The sequence below is a fragment of the Streptomyces sp. NPDC006872 genome, assembly GCF_040635845.1.
In the GTDB taxonomy this organism is placed as follows: domain Bacteria; phylum Actinomycetota; class Actinomycetes; order Streptomycetales; family Streptomycetaceae; genus Streptomyces.
Genome location: NZ_JBEYIL010000023.1, coordinates 68035 through 88810 on the forward strand (window position 1 = coordinate 68035; position 20776 = coordinate 88810).

23 protein-coding genes are annotated in these 20776 nt (G+C 72.4%); 14 read left to right on the plus strand and 9 right to left on the minus strand.

Annotated elements, in window-relative coordinates; genetic code table 11:
- Positions 1 to 75 precede the first annotated feature (75 nt).
- Positions 76 to 789: a hypothetical protein gene (locus ABZ725_RS44795; protein ID WP_358808121.1), complete on the plus strand. Its 714-nt coding sequence runs from the start codon at positions 76 to 78 to the stop codon at positions 787 to 789.
- 40 nt (positions 790 to 829) lie between these two features.
- Here ABZ725_RS44795 and ABZ725_RS44800 read toward each other — a convergent pair whose 3' ends face one another.
- The gene (locus ABZ725_RS44800) at positions 830 to 1612 is read right to left on the minus strand and encodes a VTT domain-containing protein (protein WP_358808122.1); all 783 of its coding nucleotides are present in this window, start codon (positions 1610 to 1612) and stop codon (positions 830 to 832) included.
- A gap of 50 nt (positions 1613 to 1662) precedes the next feature.
- On the opposite strand from ABZ725_RS44800, the gene ABZ725_RS44805 reads away from it, so the two are divergent.
- The 3 genes from ABZ725_RS44805 to ABZ725_RS44815 all read left to right on the plus strand — a co-directional run bounded on the left by ABZ725_RS44805 (position 1663) and on the right by ABZ725_RS44815 (position 4774).
- Positions 1663 to 2388, plus strand: coding sequence for a DNA alkylation repair protein (locus ABZ725_RS44805; RefSeq protein WP_358808123.1), 726 nt, complete (start codon positions 1663 to 1665; stop codon positions 2386 to 2388).
- A 297-nt stretch (positions 2389 to 2685) separates the two neighbouring features.
- Positions 2686 to 3855, plus strand: coding sequence for an elongation factor Tu (gene tuf / locus ABZ725_RS44810; RefSeq protein ID WP_358808124.1), 1170 nt, complete (start codon positions 2686 to 2688; stop codon positions 3853 to 3855).
- Positions 3856 to 3982: 127 nt separating this feature from the next.
- Positions 3983 to 4774, plus strand: coding sequence for a fused MFS/spermidine synthase (locus ABZ725_RS44815; protein ID WP_358808202.1), 792 nt, complete (start codon positions 3983 to 3985; stop codon positions 4772 to 4774).
- A gap of 97 nt (positions 4775 to 4871) precedes the next feature.
- Here the strand turns inward: ABZ725_RS44815 and ABZ725_RS44820 are convergent, their stop codons facing one another.
- On the minus strand, positions 4872 to 5909 hold the full coding sequence (locus ABZ725_RS44820; RefSeq protein ID WP_358808125.1) for a hypothetical protein: 1038 nt from the start codon (positions 5907 to 5909) through the stop codon (positions 4872 to 4874).
- A 145-nt stretch (positions 5910 to 6054) separates the two neighbouring features.
- Between ABZ725_RS44820 and ABZ725_RS44825 the strand changes: the two genes are divergently transcribed.
- A complete protein-coding gene (locus ABZ725_RS44825; protein WP_358808203.1) occupies positions 6055 to 6492 on the plus strand; it encodes a DUF4442 domain-containing protein in 438 nt (145 codons plus the stop codon).
- A gap of 108 nt (positions 6493 to 6600) precedes the next feature.
- Here ABZ725_RS44825 and galU read toward each other — a convergent pair whose 3' ends face one another.
- A complete protein-coding gene (gene galU / locus ABZ725_RS44830; protein WP_358808126.1) occupies positions 6601 to 7539 on the minus strand; it encodes a UTP--glucose-1-phosphate uridylyltransferase GalU in 939 nt (312 codons plus the stop codon).
- 392 nt (positions 7540 to 7931) lie between these two features.
- On the opposite strand from galU, the gene ABZ725_RS44835 reads away from it, so the two are divergent.
- Positions 7932 to 9851, plus strand: coding sequence for a ricin-type beta-trefoil lectin domain protein (locus tag ABZ725_RS44835; protein WP_358808127.1), 1920 nt, complete (start codon positions 7932 to 7934; stop codon positions 9849 to 9851).
- 123 nt (positions 9852 to 9974) lie between these two features.
- Here the strand turns inward: ABZ725_RS44835 and ABZ725_RS44840 are convergent, their stop codons facing one another.
- The gene (locus tag ABZ725_RS44840) at positions 9975 to 10373 is read right to left on the minus strand and encodes a hypothetical protein (RefSeq protein WP_358808128.1); all 399 of its coding nucleotides are present in this window, start codon (positions 10371 to 10373) and stop codon (positions 9975 to 9977) included.
- 202 nt (positions 10374 to 10575) lie between these two features.
- Between ABZ725_RS44840 and ABZ725_RS44845 the strand changes: the two genes are divergently transcribed.
- On the plus strand, positions 10576 to 11226 hold the full coding sequence (locus ABZ725_RS44845; protein WP_358808129.1) for a DedA family protein: 651 nt from the start codon (positions 10576 to 10578) through the stop codon (positions 11224 to 11226).
- A 28-nt stretch (positions 11227 to 11254) separates the two neighbouring features.
- On the opposite strand, the gene ABZ725_RS44850 is transcribed toward ABZ725_RS44845, so the two are convergent.
- A complete protein-coding gene (locus ABZ725_RS44850; protein WP_358808130.1) occupies positions 11255 to 11782 on the minus strand; it encodes a gamma carbonic anhydrase family protein in 528 nt (175 codons plus the stop codon).
- A 119-nt stretch (positions 11783 to 11901) separates the two neighbouring features.
- Between ABZ725_RS44850 and ABZ725_RS44855 the strand changes: the two genes are divergently transcribed.
- On the plus strand, positions 11902 to 12699 hold the full coding sequence (locus ABZ725_RS44855; protein WP_358808131.1) for an acyltransferase: 798 nt from the start codon (positions 11902 to 11904) through the stop codon (positions 12697 to 12699).
- A 131-nt stretch (positions 12700 to 12830) separates the two neighbouring features.
- Here ABZ725_RS44855 and ABZ725_RS44860 read toward each other — a convergent pair whose 3' ends face one another.
- Positions 12831 to 13688 carry a DMT family transporter gene (locus tag ABZ725_RS44860; protein WP_358808132.1) on the minus strand — a complete coding sequence of 286 codons (858 nt, stop codon included), beginning with the start codon at positions 13686 to 13688 and terminating at the stop codon, positions 12831 to 12833.
- 145 nt (positions 13689 to 13833) lie between these two features.
- Here ABZ725_RS44860 and ABZ725_RS44865 point away from each other — a divergent pair, with 145 nt between their 5' ends.
- Together ABZ725_RS44865 and ABZ725_RS44870 are read left to right on the plus strand one after the other, a co-directional pair.
- Positions 13834 to 14406, plus strand: coding sequence for an XRE family transcriptional regulator (locus ABZ725_RS44865; protein ID WP_358808133.1), 573 nt, complete (start codon positions 13834 to 13836; stop codon positions 14404 to 14406).
- Between the two features lie 43 nt (positions 14407 to 14449).
- The gene (locus tag ABZ725_RS44870; RefSeq protein ID WP_358808134.1) at positions 14450 to 15007 is read left to right on the plus strand and encodes a YbaK/EbsC family protein; all 558 of its coding nucleotides are present in this window, start codon (positions 14450 to 14452) and stop codon (positions 15005 to 15007) included.
- Between the two features lie 16 nt (positions 15008 to 15023).
- On the opposite strand, the gene ABZ725_RS44875 is transcribed toward ABZ725_RS44870, so the two are convergent.
- Complete coding sequence (locus ABZ725_RS44875) at positions 15024 to 16139, minus strand: cation diffusion facilitator family transporter (protein WP_358808135.1); 1116 nt, start codon at positions 16137 to 16139, stop codon at positions 15024 to 15026.
- A gap of 80 nt (positions 16140 to 16219) precedes the next feature.
- On the opposite strand from ABZ725_RS44875, the gene ABZ725_RS44880 reads away from it, so the two are divergent.
- Positions 16220 to 16579 carry a metalloregulator ArsR/SmtB family transcription factor gene (locus ABZ725_RS44880; RefSeq protein ID WP_351910658.1) on the plus strand — a complete coding sequence of 120 codons (360 nt, stop codon included), beginning with the start codon at positions 16220 to 16222 and terminating at the stop codon, positions 16577 to 16579.
- A gap of 13 nt (positions 16580 to 16592) precedes the next feature.
- Here the strand turns inward: ABZ725_RS44880 and ABZ725_RS44885 are convergent, their stop codons facing one another.
- Together ABZ725_RS44885 and ABZ725_RS44890 are read right to left on the minus strand one after the other, a co-directional pair.
- The gene (locus ABZ725_RS44885; protein ID WP_358808136.1) at positions 16593 to 17801 is read right to left on the minus strand and encodes a 4-hydroxybenzoate 3-monooxygenase; all 1209 of its coding nucleotides are present in this window, start codon (positions 17799 to 17801) and stop codon (positions 16593 to 16595) included.
- Positions 17802 to 17847: 46 nt separating this feature from the next.
- A complete protein-coding gene (locus tag ABZ725_RS44890; RefSeq protein ID WP_358808204.1) occupies positions 17848 to 18255 on the minus strand; it encodes a CoA-binding protein in 408 nt (135 codons plus the stop codon).
- A 192-nt stretch (positions 18256 to 18447) separates the two neighbouring features.
- Here ABZ725_RS44890 and ABZ725_RS44895 point away from each other — a divergent pair, with 192 nt between their 5' ends.
- Genes ABZ725_RS44895 through ABZ725_RS44905 form a run of 3 tightly spaced genes read left to right on the plus strand, consistent with a single transcriptional unit; the run spans position 18448 to position 20424 of the window.
- Positions 18448 to 19197: a hypothetical protein gene (locus ABZ725_RS44895; RefSeq protein ID WP_358808137.1), complete on the plus strand. Its 750-nt coding sequence runs from the start codon at positions 18448 to 18450 to the stop codon at positions 19195 to 19197.
- On the plus strand, positions 19194 to 19751 hold the full coding sequence (locus ABZ725_RS44900; RefSeq protein WP_358808138.1) for a histidine phosphatase family protein: 558 nt from the start codon (positions 19194 to 19196) through the stop codon (positions 19749 to 19751). The genes ABZ725_RS44895 and ABZ725_RS44900 overlap by 4 nt, the downstream gene beginning before the upstream one ends.
- A 46-nt stretch (positions 19752 to 19797) precedes the next feature.
- Entirely contained in the window at positions 19798 to 20424 is a 627-nt protein-coding gene (locus ABZ725_RS44905) for a YigZ family protein (protein WP_358808139.1), read from the plus strand.
- Positions 20425 to 20776 lie beyond the last annotated feature (352 nt).

Consider the following 20776-nt stretch of genomic DNA (forward strand, 5'->3'; position numbering starts at 1 on the left):
TTGTCCCCGGCTCCCCCGAAGGGGTGATCCAATCGACGGATGTTCAGGACGGCGTCGAGAACGGGGAGTCGACGAATGCGGATCAGGGTCAGGACGACGGCGGCGGTCCTCTGCGCGGCGGCACTGGTCGCCGGCTGCGGGGGCGGCGGCGGTTCCGATGCGAAGCCCTCCGCGGCTGCCTCCGGGACGGCTGCCGGGGACGTGGAGGGGACGACGGCGAGCGCGTCGGCGTCCGGAGCGCGCGCCGAGACGCTGGGCGAGGCACAGCTGAAGTCCGCCGCGCTGACCGGCGGCGACGTGGACGGCTACCAGGTCACCGACTTCCCCGCGAAGCCCGACGGCGACTCCACCGCCCGCCCGGCGGCCTGTCAGCCGCTGGAGAACATGCGCACCGCCACCCCGGATCCGGGCCCTAAGGCGTTCGTCGGCCTCCTGGCCTTTGCCGGGGCCGGCCCGGCGGCGGGTTCCGCCACCACCGTCGGCCTGATGGCGTACGACCAGCCCGCGGCCGAGGGCGTCCTGGAGGGTCTGCGCACCGCCCTGAAGGAGTGCACCGCCTACGAGGGCGGTGTGCCCGCGCGGACCACCGTCACGACCGTCGTCGCCCCCGACGCGGGCGACGAGGCCGTCGCCTTCGGTCTGCGGACCGCGAGGGACAGCGCGGACGCCTTCGTGGTCGTCCGCACCGGCGCCACGGTCGTCCTGTTCTACACCGCGAGCGGTACCGGCGCTGCGGCCGAGGTGCCGGACGAGCTGATCTCCGCGCAGGTCCGGAAGCTGGAGGCCTAGGACCGGCCTGCCTACCGACGGCCCAGGGCCTGTCCCGGGGTCAGGGCTTGCGCAGGTGGTGGCGTTTGCGCCAGGCCATCACCGCGCCCGCCACCGTCGGCAGCGCGATGGCGGCCAGCGCGATCAGGAAGGCCGGCGAGGTCGGCGCCGAGGCACGGGCGCCGGCGACGACGTAGGCGGCCGTGTTGGGGATCGAGCCCAGCGCGGTCGCCACCAGGTAGGGCGTCCAGCCCATCCGGGAGACGGCCGCGCAGTAGTTCACGCCCCAGAACGGCAGCCCGGGGAACAGCCGCGCCGCCAGCATCGAGCGCATCCCGTGCCGGCTCAGCAGGCCGTCCGCCGCCGTCAGCAGCCGACCGCGCAGCAGCGGCCGCAGGGCGTCCTGGCCCAGCACGCGGCCGAGGCCGAAGGCGAGCCCGGCGCCCAGCACGGTGCCCGCCAGCGAGGTGCCCAGACCCACCGCAGAGCCGAACAGCGCGCCCGCGGCCAGGTTCAGCAGCGGTCTCGGCACGAACGCCACGGTGCACAGCCCGTACGCCACCGCGAACACCGCGGCCGCCGTGGGGCCGCCCAACTGCGGTGGCCAGCCGTCCGCGAGGAGCTTCTGCGGCTCGAAGGCCAGCACGCTCGCACCGGCCGCCGCCAGCAGCGCGACCAGCAGCGCGAACCGGGACCAGGGCGACAGCAGCACTCTGCCGCAGCGCGCGAGACGACCTGCGGGCGCTGCGGGGGTGACGACACGCACCGGAACGACGAGTTCCGTGGCGGTGGCCCGGGGAGAGACCGTGGCGGTGTCACCAGAGCGGGTGGTGGCATCGAGCATGCCCGCGACACTAACGGACGGACATGTGTGATCGCCGTATGGTTCGTCTCATGGCCGTGACAGGTGCGGAAACGATCGGCGTGCCGGACAGCGTCCTCGCCGACACCGTGCTGGAGCGGCTGACGGCCGCGTACGGCGGCGCGGCCGACCCGGAGCGGGCGGCGGCCATGCGCGCCTACATGAAGGACGTCGCCCCCTTCCTCGGCCTGCCCACCGCCGGCCGCCGCGCCCTGTCCCGCACCGTCCTGGCGGGCACGCCCCGCCCCGACGAGGCCGACTGCACGGCGATCGCCCTGCGCTGCTGGGCGCTGCCGCACCGCGAGTACCACTACTTCGCCGTCGACTACCTGCGCCGGCACGCGGGACGCCTGTCGTCGGCGTTCCTGCCCGTCGCCCGCCGGCTCGTCGCCACGACGTCCTGGTGGGACACGGTCGACCCGCTCGCCGCACACGTGGTCGGCGCCCTGGTCGAGGCCGACCCCCGCCTCGCCGCCGACATGGACGTATGGATCGTCGACGAGGACCTGTGGGTCGCCCGCACCGCCCTGCTCCACCAACTCCGCTACAAGGACCGCACGGACGCCGACCGGCTGTTCGCCTACTGCCTGCGCCAGTCCGCCCACCCGGACTTCTTCATCCGCAAGGCCATCGGCTGGTCGCTGCGCGAGTACGCCAAGACCGACCCGGAGGCCGTCCGCACCTTCGTCGCCCACGAGCGGAGCCGCCTCGCACCGCTGTCGGTACGCGAGGCCCTGAAGAACATCGGGGACGGCTAGCGCCGGCACGGCGCCGGCGCGGCGTTCGGTCGTCCGCTCAATGCGCCTCAATGCGCCGAAAACCATTCGACGTCGTACGAACCATCCGCGATGATCGGGTCCATGTTCCGGTTCGCCTTCGTTCTCGCAGCATCCGCCGTCGCGGATGCTCCGAAGGCTGCCGTTCCGCCTCTCGCGGCCGCTGTCGGCGGCGCCCGAAGCTGACCCTCTCCGGATTGTCCGGCGGACCCCGCAGGGGGAGGGTCGGCGAGTACCTCGGGGTCCCCACTTCCTACGGACACGCTTCGAGGTACAGCCATGCCCAAGACCGCTTACGTGCGGACCAAGCCGCACCTGAACATCGGCACCATGGGTCACGTCGACCACGGCAAGACCACCCTGACCGCCGCCATCACCAAGGTCCTCGCCGACCGCGGGTCCGGCGCCTTCGTGCCCTTCGACCGGATCGACCGCGCCCCGGAGGAGGCCGCGCGCGGCATCACGATCAACATCGCGCACGTCGAGTACGAGACCGACACCCGGCACTACGCGCATGTCGACATGCCGGGCCACGCCGACTACGTCAAGAACATGGTCACCGGCGCCGCGCAGCTCGACGGGGCGATCCTCGTGGTCTCCGCGCTCGACGGGATCATGCCGCAGACGGCAGAACACGTCCTGCTCGCCCGGCAGGTGGGGGTGGACCACGTCGTCGTCGCGCTGAACAAGGCCGACTCCGGGGACGAGGAGCTCATGGACCTCGTCGAGCTGGAGGTCCGCGACCTGCTCACCGAGCACGGCTACGGCGGCGACGCCGCGCCCGTGGTACGGGTGTCGGGGCTGCGGGCCCTGGCGGGCGACCCCCGCTGGACGGCTTCGATCGACGCGCTGCTCGACGCCGTGGACACCTATGTGCCCATGCCCGAGCGGTACCTCGACGCGCCGTTCCTGCTGCCCGTGGAGAACGTGCTCACCATCACCGGCCGGGGAACCGTGGTCACCGGCGCCGTGGAGCGGGGCCGGGTCCGGGTGGGCGACCGGATCGAAGTGCTCGGCGCGGGGCTGGAGACCGTCGTCACCGGCCTCGAGACCTTCGGGAAGCCGATGGACGAGGCCCAGGCCGGGGACAACGTGGCGCTGCTGCTGCGCGGGGTGCCACGGGACGCCGTCCGGCGGGGGCACGTGGTCACGGCGCCGGGGAGCGTCAGCCCGAGCTGTCGGTTCACCGCCCAGGTGTATGTGCTGTCGGCGCGGGAGGGGGGTCGTACGACGCCGGTCTCCACCGGGTACCGGCCGCAGTTCTACATCCGCACGGCGGACGTCGTGGGGGATGTGGACCTGGGGGAGGCGGCTGTGGCGCGGCCCGGCGAGCGGGTGGCCATGACCGTCGAGCTGGGGCGGGAGGTGCCGCTGGAGCCGGGACTGGGCTTCGCGATCCGGGAGGGCGGTCGCACCGTGGGGGCGGGGACCGTGACGGCCGTGCTGTGACGGCTGTGCGGTGAGGGCCTGACACCGTCCCGCGACCCTGAGGGCGTCGTCCCACGGGCACAATGAGGACGTGAACGACGAGCCCATACCCGTTACCCGAGCCGTCGACCACGGCACCGCCAAGCTGATGCCCGACATCGACCGGGAGCGGGCCTGGCTGCTGACGGTCGACGGGGCGCCGCAGTCGTACGTCGACCTCGACGAGCCCACGCACCTGGAGTTCGAGTACACACGGCGTCTGGGGTACGTCCTGGACACCGTCGCCGAGCCGGGCCGGCCCCTGGACGCGGCTCATCTCGGCGGCGGTGCGCTCACCCTGCCCCGGTACCTGGCCGCGACCCGGCCGGGTACCCGGCAGGACGTCGTCGAGTTCGACCGCGGACTGCTGGAGCTGGTCGCGGAGCACCTTCCGGTCCCGGCCCGGTCCGGCATCACACTGCACGCCGCCGACGCGCGGGCCTGGCTGGAGGCGGCTCCGGACGGCTCGGCCGATGTGCTCGTCGCCGATGTCTTCGGCGGCTCACGCGTCCCCGCCCATCTGACGTCCCTGGCCTACGCCCAGGAGGCCGGACGGGTCCTGCGTGCCGACGGCGTCTATCTCGCGAACCTCGCGGACTCGGCGCCCTTCGGCTTTCTGCGGTCCCAACTGGCCAACCTCGCGGCGGTGTTCGAGGAGCTGGCACTCATCGCCGAGCCGGGCGTGCTGCGCGGCCGCCGGTTCGGCAACGCGGTGCTCGTCGCCGCGCACCACCCGCTCGACGTGCCCGCCCTGGCCCGCCGCACCGCCTCCGACGCGTTCCCGGCCCGGGTGGAGCACGGGCCCGGCCTGCGCCGATTCATCGGCGACGCGCGACCCGTACGGGACGAGGACGCCGTACCGTCGCCCGAGCCGCCCGAGGGCGCGTTCGGCATCGGCTGAATCCGGCTGGTCGGCTGCATCGGCTGAAGGGGCTGAAGGGGCTGAAGGGGTCGGGCGTCGGCCGGCTCGGTGGCGGTCCGAGCCGGCCGGCTGCGCTCTAGCGTCCCGTCGGCGTTCCGTTCAGGCGCACGGTGCTGAGGATCTGCATGATCGTGGCCTTCGGGAGCTCGTCCTTCACGCCCTTGGCCGCGTACAGGTTCCACGACACGTAGTCGCCGTCGGAGTTCTTGAAGCCGAACGTGATCGCCTTGCCGTCGCTGTCGCACTTGCCCTTCTGGGGCGTGTTCGTCGACTGCGCCCAGGCGTAACTGCCCACGATGCCGGAGGCGGTCGTGAAGGCGGTGGCCTTCTCGTCGAAGGTGAGGCTCTTCTTGTCCGGCTCGGTGTAGCCGCCGAACACCCACCACGCGGGCGTGTTGATCGCGATCTCGTCGGTGGTCTTGGCCCCTTCGGCGCCCTTGCTGCCGACCATGGCCAGCGGGGTGTCGTCGGTCTTGCCGTCCTTGTCGGCGTCCGTGGAGCACCACTTCGACTTGAACTCGGCCGTGCCGCCCATCAGGATCCGGTCGTAGCCGTCGGTCTTCGTCTTGTCCTCCCACTCGAAGCCCTGGCTGAGCCCCGGCTTCTGGACCTCCCAGTCGGCCGGCACGTCGAAGGCGATGCCCCACTTGGGGTTCACGACGACCTTCCAGCCGGCGACGGTCGCCTTCTCGGTCTCGCTGCTGCGCGGGTTGTCGTCCGTGCCGGACGAGCCGGAAGCCGAGGCGGACGTGGACGTCGTAGGGCTCGCACTGCCCTTGGCCACGTCGGCCGGGTCGTCGTCATCGCCGCCCAGCACCAGGAACCCGGTGACTCCGGCGGCCACGACGACGGCCGAGGCGGCGATGACGGCGATCAGCTTGGTCCGGTTGCCGCCGCTGCCTCCACCGTTGCCGCCGGGCCCGACGGGCGGCGGCGTCGGTGCGCCCGGGGGCGTCTGGGCGCCCCATTGCGGTTGCTGCGCATAGGGGTTCGGCTGCTGCTGGTAACCGGGTTGCTGATACGGATTCGGCTGCTGGTATCCCGGCTGCTGGTACGGATTGTTCTGCGCCTGCGGGTTCTGCTCTCCCCCGGGCGGCTGCTGTCCTGGCCACATGGCCAGAAACCCTAGTGCCGTCCGGGACACGGTTCGGTCACCGCCCCTTGTCAGGGACGTACCGAATCCGACGATCGATCATTGCGACCGGTCTGGCCAGCCGAAGCTACTCGTAGGTAACATCGCTGTCATGAGCGCAGACCAGATGTCCATCGGCGAGATGCTCGCCGCCACCGTGCCCATGGCCCGGACCCTCAACCTCGAGTTCCTGGAGGCCGGTCCGGACAAGGCCGTGGTCGCCCTGCCGGACCAGGGCGAGTTCCACAACCATGTGGGCGGACCGCACGCGGGCGCGATGTTCACGCTCGGCGAGTCCGCCAGCGGCGCGATCGTCCTCGCCGCGTTCGGGGACCAGCTCTCCCGCGCCGTGCCGCTCGCCGTCCGCGCCGAGATCGGCTACCGGAAGCTGGCGATGGGCGCGGTCACCGCGACCGCCACGCTGGGCCGCCCGGCCGCCGAGGTCGTCGCGCAGCTCGACGCGGGGGAGCGCCCCGAGTTCCCGGTCGCGATCGAGATCCGGCGCGCCGACGGGGCCGTCACCGGCGAGATGACGGTGATCTGGACCCTGCGCCCCAACGGCTGAGCGGCGTTCGCGGCAGACGCGAGAGCTGACGGGACCCCGTGACGGGACCCCGGTCGCGGCGTGCGCCGCCGCCGGGGCCCTCGGGCCGGCACCGATGCGGCCGTGCGGTCAGGCCGCCAGCCGCCCCTGCTTCGTGCGGCCGTCCTCCAGGCCCGCCACGAACTCCTTGAGCCAGGCCACGAACTCCGGTCCCAGGTCGGGCCGGTCGCAGGCCAGGCGGACGACCGTGCGCAGGTAGTCGGCCTTGTCCCCGGTGTCGTACCGGCGGCCCGAGAAGATCACGCCGTGGACCGTGCCGCCCGCCGCGAGCTCCTGCAGCGCGTCGGTCAGCTGGATCTCGCCGCCGCGGCCGGGCTCGGTGCGCTCCAGGACGTCGAAGACGGCCGGATCCAGGACGTAGCGCCCGATGACCGCGTACCGGCTCGGCGCGTCCTCGCGCGCGGGCTTCTCCACCAGACCGGTGACGCGCACGACCCCGTCCTCGCCGGACGGCTCCACGGCCGCGCAGCCGTAGAGGTGGACCTGCTCCGGCGGCACCTCCATCAGCGCGACCACGCTGCCCTCGTAGCGCTCGCGGACGTCCAGCATCCGGCTGAGCAGGGTCTCGCGCGGGTCGATGAGGTCGTCGCCGAGAAGCACGGCGAACGGCTGGTCGCCGACGTGGTTGCGGGCGCACAGCACCGCGTGGCCGAGGCCGAGCGGGTCGCCCTGCCGGATGTGGTGGATGTCGGCGAGCCGGGCCGGGTCGCGCACCGCGTCCAGCCGCACGGTGTCGCCCTTGGCGGCGAGCGCCTGCTCCAGTTCGAAGGCGTGGTCGAAGTGGTCCTCGATGGCCCGCTTGTGCCGGCCGGTGACCATCAGGACGTCGTCCAGGCCGGCGGCGGCCGCCTCCTCGACCACGTACTGGATGGCCGGCTTGTCGACGACCGGCAGCATCTCCTTCGGGGTCGCCTTGGTGGCGGGGAGGAAACGGGTGCCGAGACCGGCGGCCGGGACGACTGCCTTGCGAACACTGGGTGCGGAGTGGGGGGCGCTCATGCGGATCATGGTGCTGCACGGGGATGGGAGTACGCAGAGAGTCCTCTCTGAGGTTCCTGTGTGCCGCCTTGCCCACCTCGTCCCGTCGCCGGGCCGGAAGTTGGAGATTCCGTGTGCCGTCCGGCTTTTCTCGTACACAAGTTGAGTCACCCAGTCCGGGCGATTTCGAATGCGGGTGCGGATACCGGCGGTAACTTATCTGAAATTTCCGCGCTTTGAACTTGCGTCACTCGAACTCCTTGTTTCCTGTGAGGCGTGTGTGCGAAGGTGAGCCTCCCCTTACGGATGGGTCGGATCAGGTCAACGTGCCTGGTCAGGCCAAAGGTACGCACCAATCAGGCACCTGCTTTCCGACGACGTGTTCCTCCGTGCCGTGCGTCGGCTTGGAAGGAAATGGTTTCGTGCAATCCCCGAACCCCCCACGCCCGCCCCACCCGCCCCGCCCCGGCCGGCCCCCCGGGGATTCCGACCCCGAACTCGTCGCCCGGCTGGCCGGCGACGACGGACGGGCCCGCGCGATCGCCCTGCTCTTCGCCCGGCACTGGCGAGCGACCCACGACTACGCGACCGTCTGTCTGGCCGGCACCGAGGACACGGCGCGGCTCGTGGCCGCCGCCGCGTTCCACGAGGTGCTCGGCCGGCTGACGGAGCGGCGCACCGGGGGCGCGCTGCGTCCCCAACTCCTCGTCGCCGTACGGGAGACGGTCCGCGAATGGGCCGGCACAGAGCGGGTTTCGGCCGTTCTCCCGGAGCTCCGGAAAACCGTCGGCGGCCGTGGACTGCGCGCCGCACGATCGGTGACCGCCGAAAGGCGGCAACTCGCCGAGCGCGCTTTCCAGTTGCTCCCGACCGCCTCCCAATGTCTGTTGTGGCACACGGAGGTGGAGGCGGAACCCATATCCGTACCGGCCGGTCTGTCCGGCGTGGACGGCAACACCGCGGCGGCCGTCCTGGAACAGGCGCGGGAACAATTCCGGGCGGGCTGTGTACGCGCCCACCGCGAACTCGCGCCGACGAGCGAATGCCGCTTCTACAACCGTCTCCTCGACATTCCCCTGCGGCGCGGCGGCACCCTGCTGCCCGATGTCCGGCAGCATCTCGCGCACTGCCGCTTCTGCCGGCACGCCGCCGAACAGCTCAGCCATTTCGACGGCGCGCTGGACGTGCTGCTCGCCGAGACCGTGCTCGGCTGGGGCGCCCGCCGCTACCTCGACTCACGCCCCGGACGCGCGGCCGCCGCCGGCGCACCGGCCCGGCCCGCGGGGGTGCGTCCGCCTGCCGGAGCGCGTCCGCCCGTCGGGGGCGGCCGTCATCGCACCACCTCGGCCGGTCTGCTCGATCTCCAGGTCAGACGGCCGAAGGCCGTGCTGGTCGGCGTGGGGCTGACCTCCCTCGCGCTGGTCGCGACCGTCTTCGTGGCCAAGGGCTGGTCCGACGACAACGCCGTCCCGGTTCCCGGGGCCACCTGGGGCGCGCCCGTCGGCGGGCCCAACGCCCCGATCGTCGGCCGGCCGGGCGTCCCCGGCGGCTCCGACGACCCGTCGCCCGCCGGATCCCCGTCGGCGGCCTCGGCCTCCCGGGAGGCCGAGGCCGCGCACGGCAGGCTGCGCAGCCCGGACACGGGTCTCTGCCTCGACGTCCCCGGCGGACGGGCCGAAGCCGGTGCGGCGATCGTCCTGGCGCCGTGCTCGCAGGTGGCGTCCCAGCAGTGGTCCTACCAGGAGGACGGTCTGCTGCGCAGCGCCGCCGCCCCCACGCTCTGTCTGGCCGCCGACCCCGACCGCCGGACGACCGCCCTGGGGTGGTGCCTCGTGCACTCCGGCGAGACGTTCTTCGACCTGACCGTCCGCGGCGAACTGCTGCTGCGCCGGGACGCAAGCCTGGTCGTCGCCCGCGGTGCGGGTGGGCCGGGGAAGGCCGTCGTCGTCGCCGAGCGGGACGGCTCCGCCGGTCAGCGGTGGGTGTTCGACGCGGCCGTCGCGTCGGCGGGCGAAACCGGCCCGGACGTACGTGAGCCGACGGAGCCGCCAGGTCCGGGCACCGCCCCTGACATCCCGGGCGCCCCGGACGGACAGGTGCCGCCGATACCGGGACCGATACCGCGCAGCGCCCCGCCCCTCGCGCCCGACACCGCTCCGGGTCCCGCCGAGACCGCCCCGTCCGCACCGGAGTTCGGGACGAGGATCGCCCAGGTGGGCTGCTGCGACACGTCGCCCGACCCGGCCGGGACACCGGATGCGCCCCATGTGTCCGCTGTGCTGAGTGAAGTCGTCGGGGACGTCATCGAGTCCCTCGGCCACCGGGCCGCGAGACCGCAGTGAGACCGCAGTGAGACCACGGTGACACCGCGGTGAGACCGAAGGAGGGGCCGCCCGAGGGGAGCGGCCCCTCCTTCTCCTCGCCGGCCGAGCTCCTTACCGGCCGAGCTCCTTGCCGGCCGAGTGCTACGACGTGCAGACGTCCCTCAGCTCGGCCGCCGCCTTGTCGATGTCGCCGGAGTCCGGTCGCTCGCCGTTGAGGATGTCCTGGTTGTAGTCCTCGATCGCCTGGTTGAGCTTGTCGACCGCCTTGTCGACCTTGCTGTCGTCCGACTTGTCGTTGATCTTGTCCAGGTTCTTCTCGATGGTGTCGATGGAGTCCTCGGTCTTCGTCGGATCCTCGATCGCGTCCGCTCCGGCCTTGTTGATCGCCGTGATGCTGTCCGTGATGTCGTCGGCGTTCGAGAGACAGTCGATCGAGTCGTCGAACTCGCAGCCGGTGAGGAGGCCGGCGGTCAGCGCGAGGGCTGCCGCGGCGGTGGCGATGACGGCAGTACGGCGTCCGCGTCGGCGGTTCACGGCCATGGAGGAGTCCTTTCGGGACGGTGCGCAGAGGGTGGCTTCTTCGTCCTCCACGATCACGTGGCCGAGCCGCCGCCACGAGGGACCGCACCCCCGGATCCGTGGTGTAGCGCGCTACACCACGGGACGGACCGGGCCGGGCCGACCCGGTAGGCTTCCCGGGAACGCAAGGCTGCCCAAGGACGTCAAACGGGAGGAACCCGCGGTGCACGTGCAGGAATGGCTCGACACGGTGCCCGCGGCCGCCGTCTATGCCGTGGTCGGCCTGGTCATCGGATTCGAGAGCCTCGGCATCCCGCTGCCGGGAGAGATCATCCTGGTCTCGGCCGCGCTGCTGTCCTCGCAGCACGGCGGGATCGACCCCGTCATCCTCGGCGCGTGCGCCACCGCGGGCGCGGTGATCGGCGACTCCATCGGCTACGCCATCGGCCGCAAGGGCGGACGCCCGCTGCTGGCCTGGCTCGGCAAGAAGTTCCCCAGGCACTTCAGCGAGGGGCACATCGCCACCGCCGAGCGGTCCTTCGAGAAGTGGGGCATGTGGGCCGTCTTCTTCGGCCGGTTCGTCGCCCTGCTCCGCATCTTCGCCGGGCCGCTCGCGGGCGTCCTGCACATGCCGTACTGGAAGTTCCTCATCGCCAACGTGCTCGGCGGCATCGCCTGGGCGGGCGGCACGACGGCGGTCATCTACTACGTGGGCGTCGTGGCCGAGTCCTGGCTGAAGAGGTTCTCGTGGCTGGGGCTGGTCCTGGCGGTGCTGATCGGTGTGGCCTCGTTCCTGATCGTCAAGCGCAAGGCCAAGAAGGCACAGGCGCAGGGCGCCTCACGCGAGACGGAGCCCGTCGCGGCCGCCGAGTAGCCCGCGCCGCTCCCGCGACCCGTGGTGACTACTCGTGGATCTTCCCGTGGGCCTTGGCCAGGTCCGCGTACAGGGTGCCGTTCAGCGTGACCCCCTGACGCTCCTCCTCCGTCAACTCCCGCTTGACCTTGGCCGGCACTCCCGCCACCAGTGACCCCGGCGGGACCTCCATCCCCTGGGGTACGAGCGCCTGCGCGGCGACCAGCGAACCCGCCCCGATCACCGCCCCGTTGAGCACGGTCGCCCCCATGCCGACCAGACAGTCGTCCCCGACCGTCGCCCCGTGCACCACGGCGTTGTGGCCGACGGAGACCCGCTCGCCGATGGTCACCGGAAAACCGGGGTCGGCGTGCAGCGTCACGTTGTCCTGGATGTTGGCGTCTCGGCGGACGGTGATCCGCTCCACGTCACCCCGCACGACGGCCCCGTACCAGACGCTCGCCCCCGCCTCCAGCGTCACGTCCCCGATCACCGAGGCGGTCGGCGCGACGAACGCCTCCGCGTCGACCTCGGGTTCCCTGCCGCCGATGCCCACGATCAGCGCCTTGTGCGTCATCACCGTCTCCTCACGTCACCTCGTGTCGGTGGTCTCCCGGCACCGTACGCCACCTCGTAGGGCGAAGATCACAGGGCTCCCGCTCCTTGGCGGCACCGCGTGCTGAGTACGGTGAGCGGGTGCCGAAGCGCAGGAACACGTTCTCATCATGGCCGCGCCGACTGGGGCAGCGGGCCGTCCACGCAGGCTGGGCCTGGGTGCAGCGCACGGGCTCCGTCACCGCCGAGCACCCCGGACGCTTCCGCTTCGGATCGATGGGCGAGGGCACCCGGCTCGCCTTCCCCCTCGGCACGGTGTTCGGGGAGCCGTGGATCCACCTCGGCGCCCACTGCATCGTCGGCGAGCAGGTCACCCTGACCGCGGGGCTGATGCCCGACCTCGACCTCGGTCCCGACCCGATCCTGCGCCTCGGCGACGGCGTGGTCCTCGGCCGGGGCAGTCATGTCATCGCCGACACGACGGTCACCATCGGCAGCGACTGCTACTTCGGTCCGTATGTGTACGTGACGTCCACGAACCACTCCTACGACGACCCGCACGAGCCCATCGGCAAACAGTGGCCCCGGATGGAGCCCGTGGAGATCGGCCCGGGGTGCTGGATCGGCACGGGGGCGGTGATCCTGCCGGGTGCGCGGATCGGCCGGAACGTCGTCGTCGCGGCCGGGGCGGTGGTGCGCGGCACGGTCCCCGACCACTCCGTGGTCGCGGGCGCGCCCGCGAAGGTCGTCCGACGCTGGACGCCCGCCGAGGGCTGGCAGCCCCCGCTGCGCACCCCGCCCCCGGTCCCGATACCGGACGGCGTCACCTCGGACCAGCTGGTCGCCCTCTCGGAGCTGGACGAGGAGACGGCGGCGCGACTGTCGGAACTCGACGACACGACCGCGGCCCACCTCGCCCAACTGAAACCGGAGAGCTGAACGGGCCCGGCGGGGCTGGACGACTCACCCGGTCCCGGGGCGGGACCAGGCGGCTGGCCCGGTTGGGCAGGGTCGGCCCGGTTGGGCAGGGTTCGGGAGTCGGTCCTTTTCGGTGGGCGGGGGCCGAGGGATCAGCCTGTCGCCAGGAGGAGCGTGCCCACCAGGGCCAGTCCCGCGCCCGCCGCCTGGATCGCGCGGATGCGCTCCCGCAGGAAACCGCGGGCCGCGACGGCCGTCACCACCGGGTAGAGCGAGGCGAGCACGGCGGCCACGGTGACCGGTCCGTGCTGGGCGGCGACGGCGTACGTGCCGTTCGCGGCGACGTCGGCCAGCCCGACGAAAACGAACGCCGGGAGCGAGGCCCACGCGAGACCGCCCTCGGGCAGCGCGGGCGCCCCGCGCCGGACGGCGACGTACAGCACCGCACCGCCCGTGGCCACACTGAGGACGCGCTGCACGAACAGCGCGAGGAACAGGCCGGTGACGGTCGTCGACGCCTCGGTGATCAGGACGAACACCGTGCCGAAGCCGAGCGCCGAGAGCAGCGTGAGCAGCACGGCCTGCCGCTGCACCGGCGCGCCCCGCAACTGCGGCCCGCCCGCCAGGACGACCCCCACGACGGCGACCGCGATGCCCGCGAACTGGACGAGCCCCGGGCGCTCGCCGAGGACCAGCCCGACGGAGACCGGCACGGCCACGCTCAGCGTGGCCAGCGGGGAGACGACCCCCATCGGCCCCAGCGCCAGCGCCTTGTAGAAGGAGAACAGGGCGACCGGACCCACCAGCCCCGCCGCGACGGCGAACCACAGGCGTGGACCGGCCTCGCTCCAGCCGCCGGTGGCGACCACGATCACACCGAGGACGGCCGCCGCGATCGACTGCGACACGACGACCACGGTGAGCGCCGGGGTCCGGCGCGTCAGCAGCCCGCCGCCGAAGTCGGCCAGGCCCCACAGGAGGCTGGTGGCCAGGGCGAAGAGTGCTGTCACGGGTTCCTCGCAGTACAGTTCGGTGCACGATCGGGTGCACCACACCATAGTTCAGGGAAGTGAACCCTGTCATCCAGAATAATGGACTCCGGTACGGGGTGGTGCTGGATGGTGCTGGGTGGTGCTGGATGGAATTGGACGGACCTTGTCAGATCTCGACCTGCTGACCCAGTCCCTGGCGCGCAACGTCAAGCACTGGCGCGCAGTACGGGGCTTCACCCTCGATGTGCTCGCCGCCCGCGCGGGCGTCAGCCGCGGCATGCTGATCCAGATCGAGCAGGCCCGCACCAACCCGAGCATCGGGACCGTCGTCAAGATCGGCGACGCGCTCGGCATCAGCATCACCACCCTGCTCGACTACGACCAGGGCCCCAAGGTCCGGATCGTCCCGGCGGAGCAGGCCGTGCGGCTGTGGCACACCGACGGCGGCAGCTACAACCGGCTGCTGGCCGGCACCGAGGCGCCGGGCCCGCTGGAGATGTGGGACTGGCGGTTGATGCCCGGCGAGAGCAGCCCGTCCGATCCGCACCCTCTCGGCACGGTCGAGCTCCTGCACGTCACGGTGGGTGAGCTGACCCTCACCGTGGACGGCGTCGAGTACCGCGTCCCGACCGGTTCGAGCGTCTCCTTCGAGGCGAACGCCCCGCACACCTACGGCAATCAGGGCGAGGTGCCGATGGAGATGGTGATGGCCGTCTCGGTCCCGCCCGTGCCCTGAGGCACCCGTACGGCGGCCGGGGCGAGGCTGTTAACGTGCGGCCATGCGCGCACCCATCGGTCACTTCGACACCGCCCTCCCCGCCCCCGACTGCCTCGACGAGCTGCCGACCCCGGTCGCCGAGGCCGTACGCGACTGGAGCGGCTCCGTGCCCGCCGATCAGCTCGTCTACGTCGACACCGATCCGCAGTGGGCCGACACGGCCGTCTTCGTGGAGCACTACGGTCGCGAGCTGCTGGAGCAGTCCGCGAACTGTGTGGTGGTGGCCGGCAAGCGGGGCGGCGAGACGACCCTCGCCGCGTGCCTCGTCCTGTCCACCACCCGGGTCGACGTCAACGGCGTCGTCCGCCGCCAACTCGGCGCGCGCAAGGCTTCGTTCGCCGCGATGGACACGGCGGTGGGGGAGACCGGCATGGAGTACGGCGGCATCACCCCGATCGGACTCCCCGCCGCCTGGCCGGTGTTGGTCGACTCCGCCGTCGTCGACCTGCCGTACGTCCTGGTGGGCAGCGGGCGCCGGCGCGGGAAGCTGCTGGTGCCGGGCAAGGCGTTCGCCGAACTGCCCGGCGCGGTGGTCCTGGAGGGGCTCGGCGTCGCCTGACCCCAGAGCCTGTGTCTCAGGCCGCCATGTGGTGGGCGAGGGTGTGGTGCGGATCCGCCTCGCCCGGCGCCGGCGTCGGATCCGCGTGCACCAGGGCGGCCGTGAGCCGCGGCACGGCGTGCAGCAGGGCGTGTTCGGCGTCCACGGCGATCGCGTGTGCCTGACGTACCGTCACCTCGCCGTCCACGACGACCGCCACCTCCGCGCGCAGCCGGTGCCCGATCCAGCGCAGCCTCAACTCGCCCACCGCGCGCACTCCTTCGACCTCCCGCAGGGCCTGCTCTGCCCGGTCCACCAGGGCCGGATCCACGGCGTCGAGCACCCGGCGGAACACCTCGCGTGCCGCGTCCCGCAGGACCAGTGCGATCGCCGCCGTGATCGCCAACCCCACGATCGGGTCGGCGAGTTGCCAGCCGAGGGCCGAGCCGCCCGCGCCCAACAGCACGGCCAGTGAGGTGAATCCGTCCGTGCGGGCGTGCAGGCCGTCCGCGACCAGTGCCGCCGAACCGATGTCCCTGCCCACCCGGATCCGGTAGCGGGCCACCCACTCATTGCCCGCGAAGCCGACGAGCGCGGCCATCGCGACCGCCGGGAGGTGCGTGACGGGACGCGGATCCAGCAGCCGGTCGATCGCCGTCCACCCCGCGAAGGCCGCGCTCGCGGCGATCGTCAGCACGATCGCGATGCCCGCCAGGTCCTCCGCCCGCCCGTAACCGTAGGTGAAGCGGCGGGTCGCCGCCCGTCGGCCCAGCACGAAGGCGATGCCCAGCGGCACGGCCGTCAGCGCGTCCGCCGCGTTGTGCACCGTGTCGCCGAGCAGGGCCACCGACCCGGACAGCACGACCACCACGGCCTGTGCGACGGCCGTCACGCCCAGCACGGCGAGCGAGACCCAGAGCGCGCGCATGCCCCGGGCCGAGGACTCCAGCGCCGGGTCCAGCTTGTCGGCGCTCTCGTGGGAGTGGGGGGTGAGGAGGTGCGCGAGGCGGTGACCGGGCGAGGAGCGGTGATGCGGGTGCTCGTGTGCGTGGGCGTGGGCCTGGTCGGGGTGGTGCGTGTGTCCGTGCTCGCGGGCGTGCCCATGTTCGCGCCCGTGTCCGTGCCCGTGTTCGTGGTCGTGCGGCTGGCTCACGTCGATCCCCTTCCGGTTCCGGCGGCTCCGGTCGTACGCCGAGGTGGACGCGCGTGTGCCCACGACGCCATTATGTGCGTATGAGCGCACGCATGCACCTGTCACCTGCACACCATGCGCATCCGCGCACCCCCGGCGAGGAGCAGTTCGCCCTGGCCGCCGAGCTTCTCGCCCTGCTCGGCGACCGCACCCGCCTCACCCTGCTGCACGCGCTGACCTCGGGCGAGGCCGACGTGACGACGTTGACGGAAGGTTGCGGGGCGGCCCGGCCGGCCGTCAGCCAGCATCTGGCGCGGCTGCGGCTGGCCGGGCTGGTGAACACCCGCAAGGAGGGGCGACGGGTGATCTACACGCTCTCCGACGGCCATCTGCGCCGGCTGCTGGACGAGGCGCTGAACGTGGCCGACCACCGGCTCGGCGACAAGCCGGTGCACGACTGACCGGGCGCGGGACTCAGTAGCGCTCGGCCGTCCCGAGGTACTGCTCCGCGAAGGCGGCAGCGGCGGCGGGCGACGTGAACAGACGGCGCAGCCGGGCGAACGTGGTGCCCGCGCGGAACGAGTCGCCGGCCGCGGTCCCGTGGTAGACCTCGGACAGCCACTGGGAGAACTCCTGGTAGTCCCACACCCGACGCAGACACGCCTGCGAGTAGCCGTCCAGCCCGCCGCCGTCGCCGCCGTCCAGGTACGCGACCAGCGCGTCGCCCAGCAGGAACGCGTCGTGCAGCGCGAGGTTCATGCCCTTGGCGGCGATGGGCGCGACGAGGTGGGCCGAGTCCCCGGCCAGGAAGAGCCGCCCGTACGCCATCGGCTCGACCACGTAGTCGTGCATGTCCAGGACGCGCTTCTCGATCAGCGGCCCCTCGGTGAGCGGCGGGGCGTCGCCGCCTCCGAGGCGCTGGTGCAGTTCGGACCAGACACGGTCGTGGGACCAGTTCTCCGGGTCGTCGCCGGGCGGACACTGGAGGTAGTACCGGGTCACCTCGGGGCTGCGGGCCATGTGTCCGGCGAACCCGTTGTGGTGGACGCCGAAGAGCACGCAGTCGGAGGACGGCGGCGCTTCGGCGAGCAGCGCCAGCCAGCCGATGCCGTAGTCGTGCCGTGCGACCCGCGCGTGCTGCGCCGGCAGCGCGGCCCGGCTCACCCCGCGCGCACCGTCCGCGCCGACGACGAAGTCGCAGCTCAGCAGCCGTCGTTCAGCCGTGTCCGGGCAGGTGTAAGACACCGAGGGCCGGGCCGTGTCGAGATCGTGCAGCTCGACGTCGCCCACCGAGAAGCGGGCGTCGCCGCCGCGCACGTCGACGTAACCGTGGACGAGGTCCGTCACCAGCAACGGCTGTGGATACACCCAGTGGTGATGTCCCGTCAGTTCGGTGTAGGAGAGGCGGTACCGCTCGCCGCCGAAGCGGAACTCGCACGCCGAGTGCCGCTGGGCGCGCTCCAACAGGTTGCCGGCCAGGCCCCGTTGCTGCAGTCCGCGGACGGCCCACTCCTCGATGACGCCGGCGCGCGGCCGTTGCTCGATGAACGCACGGCTCTCCGTCTCCAGTACGACACAGTCGACGGACGCGGCCCGCAGGATGTTGCCGACGGTGAGACCCGCGGGCCCCGCGCCCACGATGACGACCGGAGTGTGGTGGGGGGAAGGGGAGTTGGTGGTCACCCGCACATTATGGGCGCGGGGGTGGCCCGGGCGGCCGGTCGGTGCCTCAGCCCAGCCGGGGGATCTCGATCGCCGGGCAGCGGTCCATGACCATCTCCAGTCCCGCGGCCCGCGTCCGCTCGTAGGCCGCCTCGTCGACGACGCCGAGCTGGAACCACACCGCCTTCGCTCCCTTGGCCACCGCCTCGTCGGCGACGGCGCCCGCGAGGTCGCCGTTGACGAAGACGTCGACGACGTCCACCTCGAAGGGGATGTCCGCGAGAGAGGCGTACCCCTGCTCCCCGTGCACCGTCTCCGCCTTCGGGTGGACGGGCACGACCCGCTTGCCGAAGCGCCGGAGCACCTCGGCGACGCCGTAGGCCGCGCGCTCACGGTTCGTCGACAGGCCCACCACGGCCCAGGTGTCGCCGAGTCCGGTCAGAATCCTGCGGATCGTTGCCTCGTCGCCGTACACGGCGGCCTCCTTGCGTTCGGGCAGGAACGGTTCCCTCCGTCCGAACAGTCTGCGACGGCTCCCGATTCCGGCTTCTGCCACCGGCTTCTGGTACCGGCTTCTGCCTGCGAACCTGCGCCCGCTCCCCGGCTCTGACCAGGCACCGTCGCTCTTCTGCGACTTGATCGGCCCGACAGGCCCTAGGCTCGCCCTGTGCTGCGCATCATCGACGCCCGAACCGGCGAAGCCGTCGTCGCCACCCCCGTTCGGCGGGGCCTGACCCGTGTGGAGGCGCATGCCTCGGGGTACGGGGCCGGGTCGCTCCGGATCCTGCTCGTCGCCGACCTGCTCGTCCGCGCGCTGGAACTCGGCGGTACACCCGTCTGGTCCCTGCTGACCGGAGAGCGGGACCAGGCGGAGCTCCGGGCCGGGGCCACCGCCCTCGGCATGCACCCCTTCGAGGGCGGCCGCGACCTCGGCGCCGGAGCGGGCGTGGGCGAGGCGCAGGTGCTGCATGTGGTGGGCGAGGACGGAGGGGCCCCGGACGAGGTGCGGGTCGCGGTCGCCCCGGTGGAGGGGGCCGTGCCCTCGGGACCGGTGACGGGCGCCGGATCGGACGCCGACCCCGCCGCCCTGCGTCTCGCCCTCCTCTCCAGGCCCCGCACGGAGCCCCTCCGGCTCGACGCCGTCGCCCTGGGCGAGGCCCGCGACACCCTCGTACGCTGGAGGAGAGCCGTCGCCGACTGGGCGCGACGGCCGTCGCGGCCGGTTCCCGACCACCTGCGCGGGCGGCTGCGCACCGCCTGGGAGGACGACCTGGACGTGCCCGAGGTACTGCGCGTACTGCGCTGGGTGGAGGACGCCGGACCCGAGCTGCCGGACGGCGCCCGCTTCGAGACGTACGCCTACGCCGACCGGCTGCTCGGCCTCGAACTCACCCGCGACCTGGGAGCCCCGGCGTGAGGGGGCCCGGCGGCGGGACCCCGCTGCGTCGGCTGGTGGTGCTGCGGCACGCCAAGTCGGCCTGGCCGGACGGCGTCCCCGACCATGAGCGGCCGCTCGCCCCGCGCGGTCGCCGGGACGCGCCCGCCGCGGGCCGCGCGCTCGCCGAGACCGGCTGCGTCCCGGACCTCGCCCTGTGCTCCACCGCCGTCCGCGCCCGCCGGACCTGGGAGCTGGCCGCCGCAGAGTGGGACACCCCGCCCCCGGTGCGCTTCGACCCGCGGCTCTACGGGGCCGACGTGCCCGAGATCCTGGACGTCGTCCACGAGACGCCGGCCGACGTCGAGACGCTGCTGCTGGTCGGGCACAACCCCGGCCTGGAGGAACTGGTCCTCGACCTGGCCGGGGACGGCCTGGACGACGCCCTGGACGAGGTACGGCTGAAGTTCCCGACCTCGGCCGTCGCCGTCCTGGCCTGGTACGGGCCCGACTGGCGCGCCCTGACCCCCGGCACGGCCCTGCTGACGTCGATGACCGTGCCGCGAGGCGAGAAGCCGCACCCGCGCAAGAGCTGACCGACGGCGAACGGGCGTACCGGCGATCACCGCATAGGCTGGCCGGATGCAGGACGAGTACCGCACAGTCGCCCACGCGGGCGTGCACGAGACCGAGGTCAACCGCTCGCGCTTCCTGTGCGCCCTCGCCCCGGCGGCCACCGAGCAGGAGGCCCAGGACTTCGTCGCGTCCGTCCGCAAGGAGCACGCCGACGCCACCCACAACTGCTGGGCGTACGTCATCGGCGCCGACGCCTCCGTGCAGAAGGCCAGCGACGACGGGGAGCCGGGCGGCACCGCGGGCGTCCCGATGCTCCAGATGCTGCTGCGCCGCGACATGCGGTACGTCGTCGCCGTCGTCACCCGCTACTACGGCGGCGTCAAGCTCGGCGCGGGCGGGCTCATCCGGGCCTACGGCGGCGCGGTCGGCGAGGCCATCGACACCCTCGGCACCCTCACCCGCCGCCGCTTCCGGCTGGCCACGGTGACCGTCGACCACCAGCGCGCCGGCAAGGTCCACAACGACCTGCACTCGACCGGCCGCGAGGTACGGGACGTCCGCTACGGCGAGGCGGTCACCATCGAGATCGGCCTCCCGGACGCCGACGTGGACGCCTTCCGCGCCTGGCTCGCGGACGCTACGGCGGGCACTGCGGTGTTCGAGCTGGGCGGAGAGGCGTACGGCGACGCGTGACGCGCGCGGGTACGGCAGACCCATTGGCGGAAACTCATCGGCGCCGTCGCCGCGGCCATGGATTGTTCACCTCGAGTTCTCTTGTAATTCGGCATGTGCTTTCCTTTGTCGCCGGATGTAATGGCCCAGTGTGGTCATTGTGACCGGCGTCACATAGATTATTCATAGGGCTTGTCCGTCAAATCCCGGGATTTGCCTATCGATTGATCTGGACGGCCTGTTTCCCTCCCTTTAGCTTCGACTGGCGAAAGCTTGATCGTTTTATCGATTGAAAGTCCGGGGGAGGACTGGGGGATGACGGTTCCCAGACGGGGCCGCGCCGCTGCATGCGCAGTGAGCGCCGTTGCAGGTC